This window comes from Candidatus Pelagibacter sp. (assembly GCF_052049855.1).
In the GTDB taxonomy this organism is placed as follows: domain Bacteria; phylum Pseudomonadota; class Alphaproteobacteria; order Pelagibacterales; family Pelagibacteraceae; genus Pelagibacter.
Map to the genome: position 1 here is coordinate 350,344 of NZ_JBNGZE010000002.1, position 20,990 is coordinate 371,333.

Genomic DNA, 20,990 nt, shown 5'->3' on the forward strand with positions numbered 1-20,990 from the left:
ATGATTAAAAGATACTCGCGAAAAGAATTAACTGATATTTGGTCAGAAGAAAATAAATATAAAATCTGGTTAGATGTTGAAGTTGCAGCAGCAGAAGCAATGGAAAAACTTGGTCAAATTCCAAGAGGTGTTGCTTCAATAGTTAAAAAAAAAGCTAGAATTAATGTAAGCAGAATTCACAAAATAGAATCTGAGGTAAAACACGATGTAATAGCTTTTCTAACCTCTGTTACTGAAAAAGCAGGAATTAAAGCACGTTACCTACATCAAGGAATGACATCATCAGATGTTTTGGATACTAGTTTTAATATTCAATTGGTACAATCGGGTAAAATCATTTTAAAAGATATAGATCAAATTTTAAAAGTTTTAAAAAAACAGGCTAAAAAGTATAAATTTACTCCTTGTATGGGAAGAAGTCATGGTATCCATGCTGAGCCAATTACTTTTGGTTTAAAATTAGCTTCGTTTTATGAGGAATTTAAACGAAATAGAAAAAGACTTAATGATGCCATTGATGAAGTTTCTACATGTGCAATTTCAGGTGCAGTTGGTACATTTGCTAACATAAATCCAAATGTTGAAAAACATGTTGCTAAAAAATTAGGTTTAAAAGTTGAACCAATATCTACACAAGTAATTCCAAGAGATAGACATGCATTTTATTTTTCTGTTTTAGGTATTATTGCAGGATCTATTGAAAGGGTGGCAGTTGAAATTAGGCACCTACAAAGAACTGAAGTTTATGAGCTACAAGAATATTTCTCTAAAAATCAGAAAGGATCATCAGCAATGCCTCATAAAAAAAATCCTATTTTAAGTGAAAATTTAACAGGCTTAGCTAGGATGGTTAGAAGTGCAGTTGTGCCAGCTCTTGAAAACATAGCTCTTTGGCATGAAAGGGATATTTCTCATTCAAGTGTTGAAAGAAATATCGGACCAGATGCCAATATAACAACTGATTTTGCGTTAGTTAGACTTACAAATATTTTAGATAAAATGATTATTTATCCAAAAAAAATGCTTGAAAACCTAAATTTAACAAAAGGTTTAATTTTCTCTCAAGAAGTTATGTTGGAGTTAACTAAAACAGGATTAAGCAGAGAAAAATCTTATAAATTAGTACAATCTTATGCAAAAAAATGTTTTGTGGAAAATTTAAACTTAATTGATGTCATTTCATCTGATAAATTTATAATGAGTAAAATTTCGCCAAAAAAACTAAAATCTATATTTAATTATTCTAAACACTTTAAAAATGTAAATTTTATCTTTAGAAGAGTTTTTAAATAATGAAAAAAGGTAAAAAATTATACGAAGGTAAAGCTAAAATCATTTATGCAACAAATGATAAAAATTTAGTTATTCAATATTTTAAAGATGATGCTACTGCATTCAATAATCAAAAAAAAACTACTATTGAAGGTAAAGGTGTTCTAAATAACAGAATATCAGAACATATACTCTCTAACCTCTCTCAAATAGGAATTAAAAATCATTTAGTAAAAAGGTTAAATATGCGTGAGCAAATTATAAAGCTTGTAGAAATAATTCCGATCGAATTCATTGTGAGAAATGTTGCAACAGGTTCAATTACTAAAAGATTGGGTATTGAGGATGGTACTGTTTTAAAAGAGCCTCTAATAGAATACTGCTTAAAGGATGACAGGCTTGGAGATCCATTAATATCTGAAGAGCATATTTTAGCATTTGATTGGGCGTCAAAAACAGAAATAGATAAAGTTAAAAAAATGATTTTAAGAATTAATGATTTTATGATTGGGATGTTTAGAGGTGTTGGAATTAAACTTATCGATTTCAAATTAGAATTTGGAAGAATTAAAATTGATGGAAAAAATGAAGTTATTTTAGCAGATGAAATTAGTCCTGATACATGTAGGTTATGGGACAGTATTACAGAAAAAAAATTAGATAAAGATAGATTTAGAAAAGATCTGGGAGATTTAATTCCTGCCTATACAGAGGTTGCTAAAAGATTAGGTATACTTCATGAACAATCCAATGTTACAGCAGTAAATGTAACTAAACTATCTTCGGTTAAAGGAAAGAAAAAATGAAAATTTCCGTAATCATCACTCTAAAAAAAGATGTGCTTGATCCACAAGGAAAAGTTATTCAACAAACCTTGAATGGAATGGGTTTTGATGATGTGAATGAAGTTAGACAAGGTAAATATTTTGAAATAGATTATAAAGAAACTGATAACGACAAAGCAAAAGCAAAAGTTGAAGAAATGTGTAAAAAACTTTTGGCAAATCTTGTAATTGAAAATTACAAAATTATTGATCCAAAGTAATTAATGAAATCATCAGTTATTACTTTTCCAGGTTCAAATTGTGACAGAGACATGGATGTTGCTCTAAAAAAATTTGGATTTAAAAATAAAATGATTTGGCATGCTGATACTGAATTACCCAAAAGTGACTTGGTTGTATTGCCGGGTGGATTTTCATATGGTGATTACTTGAGATGTGGAAGTATGGCGTCTAAATCAAAAATAATGCAGTCTGTTATTAATTTTGCAAAATCAGGAGGTATGGTAATGGGTATCTGTAACGGATTTCAAATATTAGTTGAAACTGGTTTAATTCCAGGTGTTCTGCTTAAAAATAAATATTTAGAATTTATTTGTAAAAATGTCTTTGTAAAAATTAATAATAAAAAAAATAAATATTTTGAAAATATTGGTAACCAAGTTTTAGAATTTCATATAGCACATAATGAAGGAAATTATTTTTGTACTAATGATCAATTAAAAGAAATTGAAGATAATAGTCAAATAGCTATTAATTATTGTGATCCAAATGGAAAAATTGAGGAAAAATTTAATCCTAATGGATCTATAAAAAATATTGCCGGTATATTTAATAAAGAAAAAAATGTTCTAGGAATGATGCCCCACCCTGAAAGAATGATTGATACATCTCTATCTGGTGAGGATGGGTCTTTATTTTTTAAAAACCTAATGGATAACTTAAAATGATTGTAAACGAACAAGTAGCAGTTGATCATGGTTTAAAAAAAGATGAATATGCTAAAATTTGTGAGCTATTGAACAGAACTCCTAATATTACAGAACTAGGAATTTTTTCTGCAATGTGGAATGAACATTGTTCTTACAAATCATCCAGATTACATTTAAAAAAACTACCTACTAAAGGAAAAAAAGTTATTCAAGGTCCAGGAGAAAATGCTGGTGTTATCGATATTGAAGATGATGATGCAATAGTTTTTAAAATAGAAAGTCACAACCACCCTTCATTTATTGAGCCATACCAAGGTGCTGCAACCGGTGTTGGAGGAATAATGAGAGACGTATTTACAATGGGTGCTAGACCAATAGCTAACTTGAACTCCATACATTTTGGATCACCACAGCATAAAAAAACAAAAAATTTATTAAGAGGTGTTGTTCATGGCATAGGTGGTTACGGAAATTGCATGGGTGTACCAACTATCGCTGGCCAAACAAGTTTTGATAGTTCTTATAATGGAAATATTTTAGTAAATGCCATGACTTTAGGACTAGTCAAAAAAAATAAGATTTTTTACTCTAAAGCTGCAGGTTTAAACAAACCAGTTATATATGTCGGATCTAAAACTGGAAGAGATGGAATTCATGGGGCAAGTATGGCTTCAGCTAGTTTTGATGAAAAAATTGAGGAAAAAAAACCAACAGTTCAAGTTGGAGATCCATTTACAGAAAAACTTTTGCTTGAAGCCTGTTTAGAATTAATGGCTGGAGACTCAATTATAGCCATTCAAGATATGGGAGCAGCAGGATTAACTTCTTCAAGTATTGAAATGGCTTCAAAAGGAAACCTTGGAATTGAAATTAATTTAAACAAAGTACCTTGTAGAGAAGCCAAAATGACTCCTTATGAAATAATGCTTTCAGAGAGCCAAGAAAGAATGTTAATTGTTTTAGAAAACGGTAAAGAGCAACAAGCAAAAAAAATATTTGATAAATGGAACTTAGATTTTTCCGTAATCGGTAAAACTACTAAATCAAAAAAAATAGAACTGTATTTTGATCAAAAAAAAGTTGCTGATATACCGGTTAACACCTTAGTTGAAAACTCGCCAATGTACGATCGAAAATGGAAAAGAGCAAAGCTTCCAAAAAAAAATAGGATTGCAAAAGAGGATATTAAACATCTAAAAATTATTGATGTTTTGAAAAAAGTTTTGGCAAATCCAAATGTATGTAGCAAAGAATGGATTTGGCAACAATATGATCACACTGTTATGGGAGATACGATACAGAAACCTGGTGGAGACGCTGGCGTTGTAAGAGTTCATGGAACAGATAAAGCTGTTGCTGCTTCAGTAGACTCTTCAGCAGTTTATTGTTGGGCTCATCCATTAACAGGTGGAAAGCAAGTAGTATGTGAAAGTTTCAGAAATCTAATATCTGTTGGTGCAAAACCAATTGCAATTACTAATTGTTTAAATTTTGGTAGTCCTGAAAAAGAGGAAAATATGGGTGAGTTTGTTGAATGTGTTCAGGGAATTGGAGAGGCAAGCGAATATTTAAAGTTTCCAGTCGTTTCTGGAAATGTATCATTCTATAACCAGACAAAAGATAAAGGTATAAAACCTACACCTACAATTGGTGGAATTGGATTAATTAAAGATTATAAAAATATGATCACTATGGAATTTAAAGAAGTTGATAATTTAGTTTTAGTAATTGGAAAAACTGAAGGACATATTAATCAAAGTTTATTTGCGAGAAATATTTTAGATGAGAAAAATGGACCACCACCAGAAGTAAATTTATTTAATGAAAAAAACAATGGAGAAACAGTGCTTAAATTGATTGAAAATAACTTAATTAAAAGTGCGCATGACGTTTCTTTAGGTGGCATAATAACTGCAGTAGCAAAAATGTGTATTAAAGGAAAAAAAGGAATAAATATTAAAAAACCTAAATATCTTATTAATGAAATAGAATACTTATTTTCTGAAGATCAAGGTAGATATATTCTAGAAATAAACAAAAAAGATTTTAAAAAAGTGGCCGATATATTGAATAAAAATGCTGTCCATTTTGATGAACTTGGAACAATTAATGAAAATGAACTATATATTAACGATAAGACAAAAGTTACAATTGACGAATTATCAACTTCTAATAAAAATTGGCTTTTGAACTATATGAGTAAATAATGGCAATGGATTTAAAAGAAATTGAGAATTTTATAAAAGAAGCAATGCCAGATGCGGTTGTAGAGATTCAAGATTTAGCCGGAGATGGGAATCATTATTCCGCGACTGTAACTTCGTCTCAATTTTCTGGTAAAAGTAAAATTGAACAACATAAAATGGTTTATAATTCATTAAAAGGCAGAATGGGAAATGAATTACATGCTTTAGCAATTAAAACAAAGGAGAACTAAAATGGATCAACAGACAAATGAATTGATTAAAAATGAAATAAAAAACAATGATGTTTGTTTATTTATGAAAGGTACACCTGATGCTCCACAATGTGGTTTTTCGATGGCTACTTCTAATATATTAAAAGTTCTTGAGGTAAATTTTAAGGGTGTAAATGTTTTAGAAAATCAAAATTTAAGAGAGGGTATTAAAGTATTTAGCGATTGGCCAACAATTCCTCAGCTATATGTAAAAAATGAATTTATTGGTGGTTGTGATATAGTTAAAGAGATGTACGAGAGTGGTGAACTAGCAAAACTTTTTGAAAGTAAAAATATAAATTTTAAGACTAAAAGCTAATTATCTAGAATAATATTCAATTACTAAATTAGGTTCCATAACAATTGGATATGGAACTTCTTCAAATTTAGGTACTCTAACAAATTTAAGTTTTTTATTTTTCTCATCCAACTGAATATATTCTGGAGTCTCTCTCTCCTTATTAGCAAGAGCAATATCGATGATTGCAAGTTGCTTAGATTTATCTCTTATTTCTATTGAATCTTCTTCCTTAACTAAATAACTTCCAATGTTTACTTTTTTACTATTTACTTTGACATGGCCGTGGTTGATTAATTGTCTGGCTGAAAAAATTGTTGTTGCAAGTTTTGCTCTATAGATCACAGCATCTAATCTTCTTTCTAAAAGACCAATTAAGTTTTCACCAGTGTCACCTTTAAGCATTACTGCTTTTTTGTAAATATTTCTAAATTGTCTTTCGTTAATATTTCCATAATAAGCTTTTAATTTTTGCTTCGCTTGAAGCTGAATTCCATAATCAGAGGGTTTTGAAGTTTTAGTTTGGCCGTGCTGACCTGGTCCGTATGCTCTAGTATTAAAAGGACTTTTAGGTCTGCCCCAAAGGTTTACTTTTAATCTTCTGTCTATTTTATGTTTAGAGTTTAATCTTTTTGTCATTTAATAGTGGGCTTTATAAACTTACTCTTAATTTTGTCAATCAACGTTTTTTACCTAAACTTGCGAATACACCTGATAAAATACGTGTTTCTTTAGATGATAATTCCATCCTATAAAAAATATTCCTTAGGTTTTCTAGCATTATCGGCTTCTTATCTTTTGTTTTGAAGAAATTAATATCCTCAAGATTTTTAATACAAAGATTTGCCATAGCAACTATTTCTTTTTTAGATGCTGATTTCACTTTATTTGATTTCTTAAAATTAGATACTTTTGAATTGATTATACTTGATAAATATTGTGCAATTATTATTAGGCTGTGTGATAAATTTAATGATTTAAAATCAGGATTTGTTGGAATTTGAAGAGTATAATTTGCATAACTTATTTCATTATTTGATAAACCTGATGCCTCTGACCCAAATAAAAAAGCTACATTTTTTTTGTAATTTATTTTTTTTAAATCTTCTAATTGAATATGTTTAATATTTTTATTTCTAAATCGTGCAGATGTTGCAATTACAATATCAATATTCTTTAAAGATTTTTCTACATTTTCAAAACTCTTAGCTTTAATAATTATATTTTTAGCTCCTACAGAAGTTGCTAAAATTTTATCATTTGGAAAAATTGGTTTGGGATCAACAATAATAAGTTTGTTAAAATTAAAATTTTTCATTCCTCTTGCACAGGCTCCAATATTTTCAGAAAGTTGAGGCTTGTGTAAAATGAAAGAAATATTATTAACAGACATTAATCTATGCCATGATTTCTGTTGTAATTTGAAATAACCGATGGCTTGATATTATTTAAATATTTAGTGTCTATTGTCCAAATAGAAACTTTTAAGGGATAACATTTTGCTACATCAGATGAATGCTCAGATCCACAATCACCACCTGGACAAGCAGAAAGTGCACCTAATAAATCTGTTTCAGCAAAAAACTCCAAATAATCACCTGGTCTAACTGGACTTGCTTTCATAAAGTATTGTTTTGTATCATTAGTAAATCCAGTTAACATAAATACATTTAATACATCATGAACAATTTTTTCAGCATGGTCTAATTGTATATTTTTTTCTTTAACTAAAGCTCTTGTTAAATTTGAATGACAACAATAGTGATAATCATTATCACTAAGAAGTTTTGATGTATAAGGATCACATCTTGTGCCAATCACATCATGAACCGATGCTCCATCTTTGTCATAATCATACCAATCTAAAGTATCCCATGTAATCGTTGCCAAAGATCTTAGATATGGAAAACTACTAAACATTTTATCTCCTACCGAAACATGAGTTCCATATAGAGCCCTTGTTTTTCCTGAATAAAACTTTTCTTCTAAATTTTTTAAATTGAATAAATTTAGATCTCCTACTTGTGGACCATCTATACTCTCAATTCTAAAGAACTCTCCAAATTTAACCTCAAATGTTTTTGCATCTCTGGGAGGAATAATTACCTCATCTTTTTTAACCAAATGTTTTCTAGCAGAATGTAAAATACTTAAATTTTTTTCTTCAATGTTTGTATTTGGATAGCAAACTATTGGTTTAGCACCAACTCTTGTTTCTAAGTCTAATGGTTTCTCTGAAAATTTTTTAATTTTCATTTTACAGACTTCCAGGAGCTTTATCCTTAAATAACTTATAATCTAGACTATCCACTAAAGCTTTGAAAGATGCATCAATAATGTTTGGAGACACCCCAATAGTAAACCAATTAATACCTTTAGAATCTGTGCTTTCGATACTTACCCTTGTTACAGCTTCAGTACCAGTATTTAAAATTCTAACTTTATAGTCAACAAGTCTTAAATCTTTTAAATATTCAGAATATTTTGCAAGCTTGGTTACATTCCTCCTAATTGCATTATCCAAAGCATTAACAGGGCCATTTCCTTTACCTTCACACAAAATCTTTTCCCCATCTACTTCTAATTGAGCTTTTGCGTGTGAAATTATTTCTCCTGCATTATCTTTTTTAACTGAAACATCATATTCATTAATAGAGATATATCTCGGTATCTCACCCATTAATCTTCTGGCTAACAATTCAAAAGATGCATCAGCGCCATCATAACTATAACCAATAAACTCTCTATCCTTAACTTCTTCCAAAAGTTTTTTAATTTTTGGATCACTTTTTTCTACATTTATTCCTATAAGGTTCAATCTTGACATAATGTTTGATTGTCCAGACTGATCTGAAACAATTATATTTCTTGAATTTCCAATCTCTTCAGGATTAACATGTTCATAAGTTTTTGGATCTTTTTGAACAGCAGAAACATGCATACCACCTTTGTGCGAAAAAGCAGAGGCACCAACATAAGGAAGATGTTTGTTTGGTTTTCTGTTTAATAGTTCATCTAATAATCTTGAGCATTGTGTTAAGTTTTTCAAATTTTCACGTTTGATATTTAATTCATAATTTTCATAAAAATCTTTTTTTAAGAAAAATGTTGGAATTAGTGAAACTAAGTTTGCATTTCCGCATCTCTCACCTAATCCATTTAAGGTACCCTGGACTTGTCTTACTCCAGCTTGAACAGCAACTAAACTATTAGCAACTGCATTTTCAGTATCGTTATGAGCATGAATTCCTAAATTTTTACCTGGAATATGTTTGATAACTTCTTTAACAATTTTTTCTACCTCATGAGGAAGAGTGCCACCATTTGTATCGCATAAAATAATCCATCTAGCACCATTATCATATGCTGCTTTTAAACATGAGATTGCATATTCAGGATTTGATTTATATCCATCAAAGAAATGTTCAGCATCAAACATGAATTCTTTGCCAGATTTAACAATATGTTTTGCGCTTTCACTAATATTTGAGAGGTTTTGATCATTTGAAATACCGAGAGCAACTTCCACTTGAAAATCCCAAGATTTTCCAAACAAACATACTGATGAACTTTTTGAATTTATTAATGAAGATAACATTGGATCATTATCAGCACTATGTTCTGTTTTTTTTGTCATTCCAAATGCTGTTAATTTTGCTGATTTAAAATTATGATCCTTGTTAAAAAATTCAGTGTCTGTAGGATTTGCTCCAGGCCATCCTCCTTCAATATAGTCAACTCCCAAAGTATCAAGAGATGAAGATATTTTTTCTTTATCATCAATTGAAAAATCAACACCTTGAGTCTGTGCGCCATCACGTAGTGTTGTATCAAAAATATATAACCGATCTTTACTCATTTAAATTTCCAGACCGTTTTACCATCTTTATCTTCTATTAAAACACCTTTGTCCAAAAGCTCATCTCTTATTTTATCAGCTTCCTCATAATTTTTATTAACTCTAGCTTCATTTCTCTGATTTATTTTCATTAAAATTTCATTTTCAGAAATTGATACCTTTTTTTTCTTAAATTTAAACCAATCCTCTTTGGTTTCATTCAATAATCCAACAAAATTACATGCTGAAATAAATATTCTTTTATCCTCATCGGATCCTTTTGATGCTTTGTCATATAATTTATGTAAATTAGCAATATAACCTGGTGTGTTTAAATCATCTAGAAGAGGTTTTAGAATTTCGTCTGAAATTTCAAGTTTTGTTTCAATGTTTAAATAAACATTATACCATTTATTAATTGTGTTTTCACAATCTTCTAAAAGTTTATCATTCCAATCGAGTGGCTGTCGATAATGTGCACTCATTAAAGCTAATCTTAATACTTGACCACTTTTATTATTTCTAAAATCTTTAATTTTTAAAATATTACCTTGAGATTTTGCCATTTTTTCATTGGACATTGTTATAAAAGCATTATGCAACCAATAATTAGCAAATACCTTACTATCGTTTGCACATCTTGATTGAGCTATTTCATTTTCATGATGAGGAAATAACAAATCAATACCTCCTCCATGAATATCAAATTCTTTTCCTAAATATTTTTTAGACATTGCTGAACATTCTAAATGCCAGCCAGGTCTTCCTTTACCCCAGGGAGAGTGCCATGATGGCTCATTTGATTCTGATGGTTTCCATAGAACAAAATCTTCAGGATTTTTTTTATTATCACTTACTTCAATTCTTGACCCTGAAACCAATTCATTTAAATTTTTATTTGATAATTGACCATAATCTTCAAATTTTTTAACCTCGAAATAAACATGCTTCTTTTTTTCATATGCAAATCCTTTGTTAATTAATTCAGAGATCATTTCAATCATCTCGGAAATATGTTCAGTTGCTTTAGGTTCATAATTTGGTTTTTCACAATTTAGATAAATACAATCTTCGTTAAAGTTTTGAGTAACTTTTTTTGTAAGATCTAAAATAGTAATTTTATTTTCATTTGCAGATTTAATTATTTTATCATCTACATCAGTGATATTTCTTACATATATTACATTTGGATATTTATTTTTTAAAATTTTAAATAAAATATCAAATATAACTACTGGTCTGGCATTACCAATGTGTGGATCGTCATAAACAGTTGGGCCACAAACGTACATTCTTACATTGTTTTTATCTTGAGGAATAAATTTTTCTTTTTTGTTAGTAAGATTATTTGTTAAAAAAATATCTAAACTCATAGCTGAAGAAATATACTTAAATTATAGATTTGTGAATCTATTTGATTAATTTGGAATTATGCACACTGGAATTGGCTCCATTTTATGCATATTTTGTTTTCTAATGTTTTCGTATTTAACACGATTCGGAGAATTTGGATTTTCCATTGCCTCTTCTAATTCATTATACTTTAATCCTAGTTGACCTTCATCAGTTCTACCATCATCCCATAATCCATCAGTTGGGGGTGCATCAATAATTTCTTTCAAAATTCCAAGCTCTTTTCCTAATTCCCATACTTGAGTTTTATTACAATCAGCTATTGGTGAAATATCTACGCCACCATCACCATACTTTGTATAAAACCCTACTCCAAAATCCTCAACTTTGTTTCCTGTTCCTACAACAATTCCTTTATTCGCTGCTGCTACCTGATAAAGAGTGGTCATTCTTAGTCTAGCTCTTGAATTAGCCATACCATGTTCATTATCAAATTTTGATAAGCTTGCATTAAATGCTAAAAATAACTCGTCTAAATTAATTGTATGCGCTTCAACATTTTTGAAATTTTTTACTAACCATTCTTGATGCTTTAAACTTAAATCATGTTGATGTGATTTCTGTTTGATTGGCATAGATAAAACAATAGTTTTTATTCCAGTCATAGCACTAAGTGTGCTCGATACTGATGAGTCAATTCCTCCAGAAATACCTATTACTAACGACCCCGCCTTTGTTGGCATGTTTTCTACATAGTTTTTGATCCAATTAGAAATAAATTTAACTTTTTCTGCAGGTGTCATAATTTGAAACTATTTATTATTAATAATTTTACAATGTATTAAGATGCCGCTCTGTCTGCATTTTTTGAATACGAGCTATTCTTTTTAATCTCATCTGATATTAAAAATGCTAATTCTAAAGCTTGATTTCCATTAAGTCTTGGATCACAGTGAGTGTGGTATCTAGAAGATAAATCTTTTTCAGATATTTTTTGAGCACCTCCTATACATTCAGTCACATCTTGACCAGTTAATTCGATATGTAGACCGCCTGCATAACTTCCCTCACTTTGATGGCATGCAAAAACCTCTTTTACTTCTTTTAAAACACTGTTGAATGGTCTTGTTTTGAACCCTGTTGCTGCTTTGATTGTATTACCATGACAAGGATCACACGACCAGATCACATTTAATCCCTCTTTTTTAATTGCTCTAATTAATTTTGGTAAAAATTTTGATACATTATCTGCTCCAAATCTTGATATTAAAGTAATTTTACCCTTTTCATTTTTTGGATTAATTCTATTACAAAGATTAATTAAATCATCAGCCTTTAAGGTTGGTCCACATTTAATTCCAATTGGATTTTCTATACCTCTGCAAAATTCAACATGACCACCATCTAATTGTCTAGTTCTATCTCCGATCCAAACAAAATGAGCTGAAGTATCATGATTTTCACCAGTGGTCGAATCTGTTCTAGTCATTGACTCCTCGAAAGGTAGTAGTAAAGCTTCATGTGATGTCCAAAAATTTACTGTGTACAATCTATTATTAAAATCTGAAGTAATTCCACATGCTCTCATAAAAGCAATAGCATCAGCAATTTTATCTTCAAGATCCTTGAATTTTTTAGCTTGTGGACTTTGTTTAATGTAATCTAAATTCCATAAGTGGACTTTATTTAAATCTGCAAAACCTCCTTTTGAAAAAGCTCTAATAAGATTAAGGGTTGCTGCTGATTGAGAATAAGCTTTAAATAATCTTTTTGGGTCTGGAACTCTAGCTTTTTCAGTAAATTCCATTGCATTTATGTTATCACCTAGGTAGCTTGGCAGTTCTACACCATCTTTTATTTCTGTTGGAGCACTTCTGGGTTTTGAAAATTGTCCAGCAATTCTTCCAACTTTTACTACTGGTAATGAAGCTGAGTAAGTTAAAACTAATGACATTTGCAACATTAGTTTAAATGTATCTCTAATATTATCTGGATTAAATTCTGCAAAACTTTCAGCGCAATCTCCACCCTGAAGTAAAAACGCTTTTCCGTCTACGACATCTGCTAACTGACTTTTAAGATGTCTTGTTTCTCCAGCAAATACTAATGGAGGGAATGTTCCTATCTTATCCAAAACTTTATCCAGTTCTTTTTTATCTGGATATTCTGGAATATGTTTTACAGGATATTTTCTCCAACTATTTTTTTTCCAACTTTTCATATTCAACCTAAGGGTGTTTTAACAGAGTTTAAAGTTTATTCAACAGTGACAGATTTAGCCAAATTTCTTGGCTTATCAATGTCATAACCTTTTTTAAGAGCAGAATAATAAGCAAGTTTTTGCAATGGAATAGTCAAAAGGAATGGAAGCAAGTCATTATTTGTATTCTCAACTTCAATAGTTTCCCAAATATTTTCTGATACAACTTCATCTTTACTTTTATTGGTTACCAATAATACCTTTGCTCCTCTAGCAATAACTTCCTGCATGTTTGAAATGGTTTTTTTATAATAAGTATCTCTAGGAGCCAAAACTACTACTGGCATCCCTTCTTCAATTAAAGCCAATGGCCCATGTTTCATTTCTCCTGCTGGATATCCTTCAGCATGAACATAGGAAAGTTCTTTAAGTTTTAATGCTCCCTCTAAAGCTATTGGATAAGAAAAACCTCTTCCTAGAAACATTGAACCTTTAGCCTCATTAAATGTCGAAGAAATTGACTGAATATCATTATCATATAATAAGGTTTTTTCTATTAACCCTGGTAAAGTTTTTAAGTCTTTAATCTTTTCTTGGTATTCTTTTTTTTTAATTTCTTTTCTTAATGAACCGAATTTTAAGGCTAATATATATAAAACTAGTATTTGACCTAAAAATGCTTTAGTTGATGCAACTCCTATTTCAGGACCACAATGAATTGGAAGAACAAAATTAGAGTCTCTTGCAATTGAGCTTTCTATTACGTTGACAACAGCACATGTTTTCATATTATTTTTGTTACAAAGATCTAGGGCTGCATAAGTATCTGCCGTTTCTCCAGATTGTGAAACGAAGATATATAAACTGTCTTTTTTAAATCTATTATTTCTATATCTAAATTCAGAAGCTATATCTATATTAACATCTAAAGTTGTTAATTCTTCAAACCAATATTTTGCCATCAAGCATGAATGATATGCGGTTCCACATCCTACTAAAGTTATTGACTTAATATCTTCAATTTTCCAAGGAAAATTGAAGATATTTATCTCTTTATTAACATTATCCACATATTCATTAATTCCAGTTTTAATTGTTGTTGGTTGTTCTTCAATTTCTTTTGCCATGAAATGTTTAAAATCACCTTTGTCGTAGCTTGTTTCATCTGAAGATAATTTTAGTATTTTTTTATTAACTTTTTTACCTTCTTCATTAAAAAAAAGAACCTGGTCTTTTTTTACAATACAAAATTCACCATCATTAAGATAAGTGATTTTGTTTGTCATAGATTTCAAAGCATAAGAGTCTGATCCTAAATAATTTTCACTAGGTCCATAACCAACTGCTAATGGCGATCCCCTTCTAGCACCAACAATTAGGTCAGGTTTATCCTTAAAAACAATACCAAGAGCAAAACTTCCATGAAGTTGTTTTAAGGTTTTTGTAATAGCTTCCTCTAATTCTGAGGTTTTCAAATGCTCAGTTATCAAATGAACAATTACCTCTGTGTCTGTTTGAGATTTAAAATTGTGACCTTTGTTAATTAAATGTTTCTTTAATATTGTAGAATTTTCAATGATGCCATTGTGAACTACAGAGACGTTATGTGAAGAATGAGGGTGTGCATTTAAACTATTAGGAATTCCATGTGTGGCCCATCTTACGTGTCCAATACCAATATTTCCTTTTAAATTTTTTAAGTCAAAATTATTTTCTAAATTATCCACTCTTCCTTCAGATTTTACTTCATTTATTTGTCCATTTGAAAGTGTTGCTATTCCTGCTGAGTCATAACCACGATATTCTAATTTTTTTAACGAATTAATTATATTTGCTGAAACCGGTTTGCTGCTTGATATTCCAATTATTCCACACATAATTTATTTTTTCTTTTTTTTGTAATTTTTAATTTCGAATTGTGGCGATCTTGTTATTGCTAAGGATTTTATTTTAACATTTTTTGTTATTACTGATCCAGCTCCAACAACACTATCTTCATTAATTGTAATTGGAGCAACCAAGGAAGAGTTTGAGCCTATAAATACTTTATCTTTAATTTTTGTCTTGTTCTTTTTTACCCCATCATAATTGCAAGTGATGGTGCCTGCTCCAATATTTACTGACTTTCCAATTTGAGTATCTCCAATATATGACAAATGATTTACTTTAGATTTATTTCCTAGAGTACTTTTTTTAATCTCTACAAAATTACCTACTTTGGATCCTTCTTTTAAAATTGTATCAGGTCTTATTCGAGCATATGGACCAATTTCAACTTTACTTTCAATTTTACACGACTCTAAATGTGAAAAAGATTTTATAATTACATTATCACCAATTTTAACCTTTGAACCAATAACAACATATGGTTCTATAGTTACCTTTTTTCCAATCTTCGTATCTTTAGAAAAAAAAATAGTTTCGGGACCTATCATCTTGACACCTGACTTAAAAAATTTTTCTCTAAGTTTTTTTTGATTTAAAACTTCCATTTAGAAATGATTTACATTAAGTATATATATTGATTAATTCACAATTTATTTCTTTAAAATACTTTTAAAATGAAACAAAAATTTACAATTTTATTTGATTTAGATGGTACATTAGTAGACACAGCACCGGATCTAATGCTTGCTCATAACCATGTTATGAAGAAATTTGGATACCCTACCAAATCTCTTGATGAGCTCAAAAGTGCTGTTGGTCAAGGAGCTGGGGTAATGATTGGTAGATCTATATGGAGCCAGGCTAAAAAAGAATTAACTTCGATTAATGAGAAAATTAAAAATGAAATGACTGATGAGTTTATTTCTTATTATGGAAATAATATTTTAAATAAAAGTACTCTGATGATTGGTGTAAAAGATTTTTTAAATTGGTGTAAAAAAGAAAATATATCAATGGCTGTATGTACTAACAAAACTGAACATCTTGCAGTAGATCTTCTAAAAAAAATTGGGATATACGATTACTTCGAGTATGTTGCTGGTTATAATACTTTTGATTATTGTAAACCTGATCCAAGACACATAACAACTATCATAGAAATTTTAGATGGTAGTAAAAATAAATCAATTATGATTGGCGATAGCGAGTCGGATGCGAATGCCGCTAAAGCGGCTGAAATCCCAATGATTTTATTAGAAGATGGATATACTGAAAAAAATATTGATGAAATTTATCACAATCACTTAATAAAAGACTTTGTAGGTATTGAAAAAATTATTTCTCAATATCTTTAATATTGATTAATTTATTTTAACTATTAAAACAAAATCACAAATTAGGAGTTATTTTGTTATTACATACAGTTAAAGTATATCCATCAAAAACTAATCTTCCAAAGAGGAATCAGCTTGCATGGAAAATTGCAGAGATAGCAAGTGACAATGCAAAATTAAATAAAGATGCAATTGAAATGGTTATCAATAGAATAATAGATAACGCTTCGGTTGCTATCGCCTCATTAAATCGAAGACCGGTAATTTCGTCTAGAGAAATGGCTTTAAGACACCCTAGAAAAAATGGTGCAACTCTTTTTGGTATTAATTCAAAGTTGAAATTTGATTGTGAATGGGCTGCATGGTCTAATGGGACTGCCGTTAGAGAATTAGATTTTCATGATACTTTTTTAGCAGCAGATTATAGTCATCCTGGAGATAATATCCCTCCTCTTATAAGTGTAGCACAACAAAATAAAAAAAGCGGTTTAGATCTATTGAAGGGAATAATTACAGCATATGAAGTTCAGGTTAATTTAGTAAAAGGAATATGTTTGCATAAACATAAAGTAGATCATATTGCGCACCTAGGTCCGAGTGTAGCTGCTGGATTAGGAACAATGTTAAAATTAAATACTGAAACTATTTATCAAGCTGTTCAACAGGCACTACATACAACAATTTCTACAAGACAATCTAGAAAAGGGGAAATTTCAAGTTGGAAAGCTTATGCTCCAGCTCATGCTAGTAAACTAGCAATAGAAGCTGTGGATAGAGCTATGAGAGGTGAAGGTTCACCTAGCCCTATATATGAAGGTGAAGACAGTGTGGTAGCAAGAATATTAGATGGAAAAAAAGCAAACTATAAAGTACCACTGCCTAAAAAAGGTGAAATTAAAAAAGCTATTCTTGAAACTTATACAAAAGAATATTCGGCAGAATATCAGTCTCAGGCTTTAATTGATCTTGCAAAAAAAATTAAAATAAAAATTCCTAAATTAAATCAAATTAATAAAATTGATATTTTTACAAGTCATCACACCCATTATGTTATTGGAACAGGTGCTAATGACCCACAAAAAATGGACCCAAATGCAAGTCGGGAAACCCTAGACCACTCTATAATGTATATATTTGCTGTAGCTTTAGAAGATGGAGACTGGCATCATATTAAATCTTATACTAAATCAAGGGCAAATAGAAAAAGCACAATTAATATTTGGAGATCAATAAAAACTTATGAAGATAAAAAATGGACAAAAAAATATCACAACCCAAACCCAAAAAATAAATCATTCGGTGCAAAAGTTGTAGTTACTCTAAATAATGGAAGGAAAATTATTGAAGAATTAGACAGAGCAGATGCTCACCCTTATGGTGCAAGACCTTTTAAAAGACAAAATTATATCAATAAATTTTTAACTTTAACTGATGGTATTTTAGAAAAAAAAGAAAGTAATCGTTTTTTAAAAAATGTACAAAATTTAAAAAAATTAAAGCCTGGACAACTTGATAAATTAAATATTGTCGTTAAAAAAAGTAAGATAAAGAAAAACTTAAAAAAAGGAATATTTTAATGCACTTTGTAGAAAAAGAACCTAGAGAAAAAAGAATTGATTTTGACACAAAATTAAAATCAAATAAGATTTTAAGAGTTCCTGGTGCATATAATCCACTCACAGCGAAATTAATTGAGGAAATTGGATATGACGCAGTTTATGTGTCTGGTGGTGTTATGGCTAATGACCTTGGTTTTCCGGATATTGGATTAACAACGGTACAAGATGTTAGTACTAGATCATATTTAATTTCTAGAGTAACAAATTTACCAACAATTGTTGATATAGATACAGGATTTAAATCTTGTAAAGAAACAATAGAAATATTTGAAAAATTTGGAATAACAGGAGTTCACATTGAGGATCAAATTGAGAGAAAAAGATGTGGGCACCTTGAAAACAAAGAACTTATTTCAAAAGATGCCATGGTAAAAAAAATTAAAGAATGTGTAAGCTCTAAAAAAGATAAAAATTTTAAAATTATTGCAAGATCTGACGCAAAAAGTGTTGAAGGTATAGAAAAAATGATTGAAAGATGTAAAGCCTATATAGATGCTGGAGCACAAATTATTTTTCCTGAGGCATTACAGGATGAAAAAGATTTTGAAAAAGTAAGAAAAGAATTGTCTGGATATCTATTAGCAAACATGACTGAATTTGGTAAATCAAAATTGTTAAACTATAAAGAATTAGAAAATTTAGGATATAACATAGTTATTTATCCTGTAACTACGCAGAGATTAGCAATGAAAAATGTGGAAGATGGATTAAGAGACATTTATGCAAATGGACACCAAAATAATATCATTGATAGAATGCAAACTAGAAAAAGATTATATGAATTAGTTGATTATGAAAAATATAATTCACTAGATGAAAAAATTTATAATTTTAGCACTAAAGGACATGAATAATGAGCGATGATATTAAGAAAGGTTTGTTAGGAATTGTTGTTGATGAGACTGAAGTTTCTAAAGTAATGCCTGAAATTAATTCTCTTACCTATAGGGGTTATGCCGCTCAAGATTTATGTGAGTATTGTAGATTTGAAGAAGTTGCCTACTTAATTTTGAATAAAGATCTTCCAAATACTATAGAACTTAGAAAGTTTGAAAAAGAAGAGAAGAACAATAGAGAATTAACAAAAAATTTATATGAAATTATAAAACATATGCCAAAAAAATCTCATCCGATGGATGTCGCAAGAACAGCTGTGAGTGTAATGGGACTAGAAGATAAAGAAACTACAGATTCTTCACCAGAAGCAAATATGAGAAAAGCGTTAAGGATTTTTGCAAAAACACCAACAGCGTTAGCTGCATTTTATAGAATTAGAAAAGGTAAAAAAATTATTAAACCAAAAAAAAATTTGACTTTTGCCGAAAACTTTTTCTATATGTGTTTTGGTAAAGTTCCTCAAAAAGAAATAGTTAAAGCGTTTGATGTTTCTTTAATTTTATATGCCGAACACAGTTTTAACGTTTCAACATTCACTGCAAGAACAATTACAAGTAGTTTATCTGATATTCATGGAGCAATTACTGGTGCTATTGCTAGTTTAAAAGGACCACTTCACGGCGGAGCTAATGAAGAAGTAATGCATATGATGAATAAAATAAAAAAACCTGAAAATGCATTAAAATGGATAAATAATGCTTTAAAAAATAAAGAAGTTATCATGGGATTTGGACATAGAGTTTATAAATCTGGTGACTCTAGAGTTCCAACGATGAGAGAATATTTTAGTAAAGTTGCTAAAGTAAAAAAAGATAAAAAATTTGAAAAAATTTATGACATTGTAGAAAAAGTAATGATTAAAGAAAAAAATATTTATCCAAACGTAGACTACCCTACTGGTCCAACTTATCATTTAATGGGTTTTGACACTGATTTCTTCACACCTATTTTTGTTATATCTAGAATTACTGGTTGGTCCGCTCACATCATGGAGCAACATGCTGCAAATAAACTTATAAGACCATTGGCTAGTTACAAAGGAAACAAGCATAGAAAAGTAATGGAATTAAATCAGAGATAGTTCAGTTTTTCTCTAGTTTTGCAAATCTATGATTATACAGTATAGAACATTTAAAGCTATTACTTAAGGTAAATTCATCTATAGCTTTTTTAACACCAGGAGCATACGATAAATTATAATCATCACAAAGTACAGTTCCACCATTTATTATAACTTCTCTACAGCAATTTAAATCATTTTTAACAGTTTGATAATCATGACCTCCGTCAAGAAAAACATAATCAATTTTAGACATATCAATTTGTTTTAATATAATATTTGAATTTCCTTTAATTAAAGAAATATTATTTTTAAATTTTTTAAGGAGATTTTCAACAGCCTCTAAACTATATGGATTTTGTTTTTTAATATAATTAAAATAAATATTTTTTAATGGATTCGAAAACTTTGTGTTAGGTATTATTTCACCTTTATTTTCTAAAGTTTCTTCAAATAAATCTAAACCTACGTATTTAAAATCTTTACCGTGAAGCCTATAAAGTAGTTCACAAACATTTCGGGCTGTAACTCCATGAAAAACACCTACCTCGAGAAGGATTTTTGGACGCTTTATAGCTATTTGATTTAAAAAGAACTCTCCCACTCCTTTTTGCTTCAAACTTGTCTTTCTAAAATACTTTTCATATTTCAAGTTTAACTCAGTCAAATTTTAAATCACCACATTGAACTCTAGAAAAAACACATGTTGAATAATGATATAAAGATTTTACATCTCTAGCAATACCTTTTCCAACTCCTGAACCTTCAACTGTATTTGTTAAAGTATTACAAGAATTTAGTGCCAGTAATAAAAATAAAATTAATAGTTTCTTGGTGAATAAAGTGATTGATTTTAAAAATTTCACCATTGCATATTGAGACTTAATCTAATCTTAAATCTCCACACTGTACTCTGGTAAATACACATGTGGAATAATGATAAACAGTTTTTACGTCTCTTACTACACCCATACCTGTGCCTTCTATACTTCCAGTTACAGTGTTACAACTTGCTAGCATTTGTATAATAAACAAAAATACTAAAGTTTTTTTAAACATT

General features: G+C 29.7%; 23 protein-coding genes. 11 read left to right on the forward strand and 12 right to left on the reverse strand.

All coding sequences use genetic code 11. The features are described from left to right. Genes purB through grxD form a run of 7 tightly spaced genes read left to right on the forward strand, consistent with a single transcriptional unit; the run spans position 1 to position 5,763 of the window. Complete coding sequence (gene purB, locus ACTT9X_RS04040; protein ID WP_440934386.1) at positions 1–1,293, forward strand: adenylosuccinate lyase; 1,293 nt, start codon at positions 1–3, stop codon at positions 1,291–1,293. Beyond that, on the forward strand, positions 1,293–2,078 hold the full coding sequence (gene purC / locus ACTT9X_RS04045; RefSeq protein ID WP_440934387.1) for a phosphoribosylaminoimidazolesuccinocarboxamide synthase: 786 nt from the start codon (positions 1,293–1,295) through the stop codon (positions 2,076–2,078). Before purB ends, purC begins: the two co-directional genes overlap by 1 nt. Next, a complete protein-coding gene (gene purS / locus ACTT9X_RS04050) occupies positions 2,075–2,317 on the forward strand; it encodes a phosphoribosylformylglycinamidine synthase subunit PurS (protein ID WP_440934388.1) in 243 nt (80 codons plus the stop codon). Before purC ends, purS begins: the two co-directional genes overlap by 4 nt. A 3-nt stretch (positions 2,318–2,320) precedes the next feature. Next, positions 2,321–3,004: a phosphoribosylformylglycinamidine synthase subunit PurQ gene (purQ, locus tag ACTT9X_RS04055; protein WP_440934389.1), complete on the forward strand. Its 684-nt coding sequence runs from the start codon at positions 2,321–2,323 to the stop codon at positions 3,002–3,004. Continuing rightward, the gene (gene purL, locus ACTT9X_RS04060; RefSeq protein ID WP_440934390.1) at positions 3,001–5,193 is read left to right on the forward strand and encodes a phosphoribosylformylglycinamidine synthase subunit PurL; all 2,193 of its coding nucleotides are present in this window, start codon (positions 3,001–3,003) and stop codon (positions 5,191–5,193) included. The genes purQ and purL overlap by 4 nt, the downstream gene beginning before the upstream one ends. After that, positions 5,193–5,423, forward strand: coding sequence for a BolA/IbaG family iron-sulfur metabolism protein (locus tag ACTT9X_RS04065; RefSeq protein WP_440934391.1), 231 nt, complete (start codon positions 5,193–5,195; stop codon positions 5,421–5,423). Before purL ends, ACTT9X_RS04065 begins: the two co-directional genes overlap by 1 nt. A gap of 1 nt (position 5,424) precedes the next feature. After that, positions 5,425–5,763 (forward strand): Grx4 family monothiol glutaredoxin, encoded by a 339-nt coding sequence (gene grxD, locus ACTT9X_RS04070; RefSeq protein WP_440934392.1) that lies wholly within the window; start codon positions 5,425–5,427, stop codon positions 5,761–5,763. On the opposite strand, the gene rpsD is transcribed toward grxD, so the two are convergent. The 9 genes from rpsD to ACTT9X_RS04115 are packed head-to-tail and all read right to left on the reverse strand — an operon-like array spanning position 5,764 to position 15,625. Then, entirely contained in the window at positions 5,764–6,381 is a 618-nt protein-coding gene (gene rpsD, locus ACTT9X_RS04075; protein WP_440934393.1) for a 30S ribosomal protein S4, read from the reverse strand. Between the two features lie 40 nt (positions 6,382–6,421). Beyond that, positions 6,422–7,135 carry an RNA methyltransferase gene (locus ACTT9X_RS04080; protein ID WP_440934394.1) on the reverse strand — a complete coding sequence of 238 codons (714 nt, stop codon included), beginning with the start codon at positions 7,133–7,135 and terminating at the stop codon, positions 6,422–6,424. Then, positions 7,135–7,998, reverse strand: a complete 864-nt coding sequence (locus ACTT9X_RS04085) for an urea carboxylase-associated family protein (RefSeq protein ID WP_440934395.1) — start codon at positions 7,996–7,998, stop codon at positions 7,135–7,137. The genes ACTT9X_RS04080 and ACTT9X_RS04085 overlap by 1 nt, the downstream gene beginning before the upstream one ends. Before the next feature lies 1 nt (position 7,999). Beyond that, positions 8,000–9,601, reverse strand: a complete 1,602-nt coding sequence (gene cimA / locus ACTT9X_RS04090; RefSeq protein ID WP_440934396.1) for a citramalate synthase — start codon at positions 9,599–9,601, stop codon at positions 8,000–8,002. Then, positions 9,598–10,953 (reverse strand): cysteine--tRNA ligase, encoded by a 1,356-nt coding sequence (cysS, locus tag ACTT9X_RS04095; RefSeq protein ID WP_440934397.1) that lies wholly within the window; start codon positions 10,951–10,953, stop codon positions 9,598–9,600. The genes cimA and cysS overlap by 4 nt, the downstream gene beginning before the upstream one ends. A 45-nt stretch (positions 10,954–10,998) precedes the next feature. Further along, entirely contained in the window at positions 10,999–11,736 is a 738-nt protein-coding gene (gene nadE, locus ACTT9X_RS04100; protein ID WP_440934398.1) for an NAD(+) synthase, read from the reverse strand. Positions 11,737–11,774: 38 nt separating this feature from the next. Next, positions 11,775–13,154, reverse strand: coding sequence for a class II 3-deoxy-7-phosphoheptulonate synthase (locus ACTT9X_RS04105; protein WP_440934399.1), 1,380 nt, complete (start codon positions 13,152–13,154; stop codon positions 11,775–11,777). A gap of 35 nt (positions 13,155–13,189) precedes the next feature. Continuing rightward, on the reverse strand, positions 13,190–15,010 hold the full coding sequence (glmS, locus tag ACTT9X_RS04110; protein ID WP_440934400.1) for a glutamine--fructose-6-phosphate transaminase (isomerizing): 1,821 nt from the start codon (positions 15,008–15,010) through the stop codon (positions 13,190–13,192). Between the two features lie 3 nt (positions 15,011–15,013). After that, the gene (locus tag ACTT9X_RS04115; RefSeq protein ID WP_440934401.1) at positions 15,014–15,625 is read right to left on the reverse strand and encodes a DapH/DapD/GlmU-related protein; all 612 of its coding nucleotides are present in this window, start codon (positions 15,623–15,625) and stop codon (positions 15,014–15,016) included. A 69-nt stretch (positions 15,626–15,694) separates the two neighbouring features. Between ACTT9X_RS04115 and ACTT9X_RS04120 the strand changes: the two genes are divergently transcribed. Genes ACTT9X_RS04120 through ACTT9X_RS04135 form a run of 4 tightly spaced genes read left to right on the forward strand, consistent with a single transcriptional unit; the run spans position 15,695 to position 19,951 of the window. After that, on the forward strand, positions 15,695–16,375 hold the full coding sequence (locus ACTT9X_RS04120; RefSeq protein ID WP_440934402.1) for an HAD-IA family hydrolase: 681 nt from the start codon (positions 15,695–15,697) through the stop codon (positions 16,373–16,375). Positions 16,376–16,428: 53 nt separating this feature from the next. Beyond that, positions 16,429–17,931: an MmgE/PrpD family protein gene (locus tag ACTT9X_RS04125; protein WP_440934403.1), complete on the forward strand. Its 1,503-nt coding sequence runs from the start codon at positions 16,429–16,431 to the stop codon at positions 17,929–17,931. Next, positions 17,931–18,827: a methylisocitrate lyase gene (prpB, locus tag ACTT9X_RS04130; protein ID WP_440934404.1), complete on the forward strand. Its 897-nt coding sequence runs from the start codon at positions 17,931–17,933 to the stop codon at positions 18,825–18,827. Before ACTT9X_RS04125 ends, prpB begins: the two co-directional genes overlap by 1 nt. Next, a complete protein-coding gene (locus ACTT9X_RS04135) occupies positions 18,827–19,951 on the forward strand; it encodes a bifunctional 2-methylcitrate synthase/citrate synthase (protein WP_440934405.1) in 1,125 nt (374 codons plus the stop codon). Before prpB ends, ACTT9X_RS04135 begins: the two co-directional genes overlap by 1 nt. Position 19,952: 1 nt before the next feature. Here ACTT9X_RS04135 and ACTT9X_RS04140 read toward each other — a convergent pair whose 3' ends face one another. Genes ACTT9X_RS04140 through ACTT9X_RS04150 form a run of 3 tightly spaced genes read right to left on the reverse strand, consistent with a single transcriptional unit; the run spans position 19,953 to position 20,989 of the window. Next, a complete protein-coding gene (locus ACTT9X_RS04140; protein ID WP_440934406.1) occupies positions 19,953–20,597 on the reverse strand; it encodes a class I SAM-dependent methyltransferase in 645 nt (214 codons plus the stop codon). After that, complete coding sequence (locus ACTT9X_RS04145) at positions 20,590–20,799, reverse strand: hypothetical protein (protein WP_440934407.1); 210 nt, start codon at positions 20,797–20,799, stop codon at positions 20,590–20,592. The genes ACTT9X_RS04140 and ACTT9X_RS04145 overlap by 8 nt, the downstream gene beginning before the upstream one ends. A gap of 13 nt (positions 20,800–20,812) precedes the next feature. Beyond that, positions 20,813–20,989, reverse strand: a complete 177-nt coding sequence (locus tag ACTT9X_RS04150; protein WP_440934408.1) for a hypothetical protein — start codon at positions 20,987–20,989, stop codon at positions 20,813–20,815. Position 20,990: the final 1 nt, after the last annotated feature.

Coding starts and splice junctions, on each gene's coding strand:
- purB (WP_440934386.1), top strand. CDS start 1: ATGATTAAAAGATACTCGCGAAAAGAATTAACTGATATTTGGTCAGAA.
- purC (WP_440934387.1), top strand. CDS start 1,293: ATGAAAAAAGGTAAAAAATTATACGAAGGTAAAGCTAAAATCATTTAT.
- purS (WP_440934388.1), top strand. CDS start 2,075: ATGAAAATTTCCGTAATCATCACTCTAAAAAAAGATGTGCTTGATCCA.
- purQ (WP_440934389.1), top strand. CDS start 2,321: ATGAAATCATCAGTTATTACTTTTCCAGGTTCAAATTGTGACAGAGAC.
- purL (WP_440934390.1), top strand. CDS start 3,001: ATGATTGTAAACGAACAAGTAGCAGTTGATCATGGTTTAAAAAAAGAT.
- ACTT9X_RS04065 (WP_440934391.1), top strand. CDS start 5,193: ATGGCAATGGATTTAAAAGAAATTGAGAATTTTATAAAAGAAGCAATG.
- grxD (WP_440934392.1), top strand. CDS start 5,425: ATGGATCAACAGACAAATGAATTGATTAAAAATGAAATAAAAAACAAT.
- rpsD (WP_440934393.1), bottom strand. CDS start 6,381: ATGACAAAAAGATTAAACTCTAAACATAAAATAGACAGAAGATTAAAA.
- ACTT9X_RS04080 (WP_440934394.1), bottom strand. CDS start 7,135: ATGTCTGTTAATAATATTTCTTTCATTTTACACAAGCCTCAACTTTCT.
- ACTT9X_RS04085 (WP_440934395.1), bottom strand. CDS start 7,998: ATGAAAATTAAAAAATTTTCAGAGAAACCATTAGACTTAGAAACAAGA.
- cimA (WP_440934396.1), bottom strand. CDS start 9,601: ATGAGTAAAGATCGGTTATATATTTTTGATACAACACTACGTGATGGC.
- cysS (WP_440934397.1), bottom strand. CDS start 10,953: ATGAGTTTAGATATTTTTTTAACAAATAATCTTACTAACAAAAAAGAA.
- nadE (WP_440934398.1), bottom strand. CDS start 11,736: ATGACACCTGCAGAAAAAGTTAAATTTATTTCTAATTGGATCAAAAAC.
- ACTT9X_RS04105 (WP_440934399.1), bottom strand. CDS start 13,154: ATGAAAAGTTGGAAAAAAAATAGTTGGAGAAAATATCCTGTAAAACAT.
- glmS (WP_440934400.1), bottom strand. CDS start 15,010: ATGTGTGGAATAATTGGAATATCAAGCAGCAAACCGGTTTCAGCAAAT.
- ACTT9X_RS04115 (WP_440934401.1), bottom strand. CDS start 15,625: ATGGAAGTTTTAAATCAAAAAAAACTTAGAGAAAAATTTTTTAAGTCA.
- ACTT9X_RS04120 (WP_440934402.1), top strand. CDS start 15,695: ATGAAACAAAAATTTACAATTTTATTTGATTTAGATGGTACATTAGTA.
- prpB (WP_440934404.1), top strand. CDS start 17,931: ATGCACTTTGTAGAAAAAGAACCTAGAGAAAAAAGAATTGATTTTGAC.
- ACTT9X_RS04135 (WP_440934405.1), top strand. CDS start 18,827: ATGAGCGATGATATTAAGAAAGGTTTGTTAGGAATTGTTGTTGATGAG.
- ACTT9X_RS04145 (WP_440934407.1), bottom strand. CDS start 20,799: ATGGTGAAATTTTTAAAATCAATCACTTTATTCACCAAGAAACTATTA.
- ACTT9X_RS04150 (WP_440934408.1), bottom strand. CDS start 20,989: ATGTTTAAAAAAACTTTAGTATTTTTGTTTATTATACAAATGCTAGCA.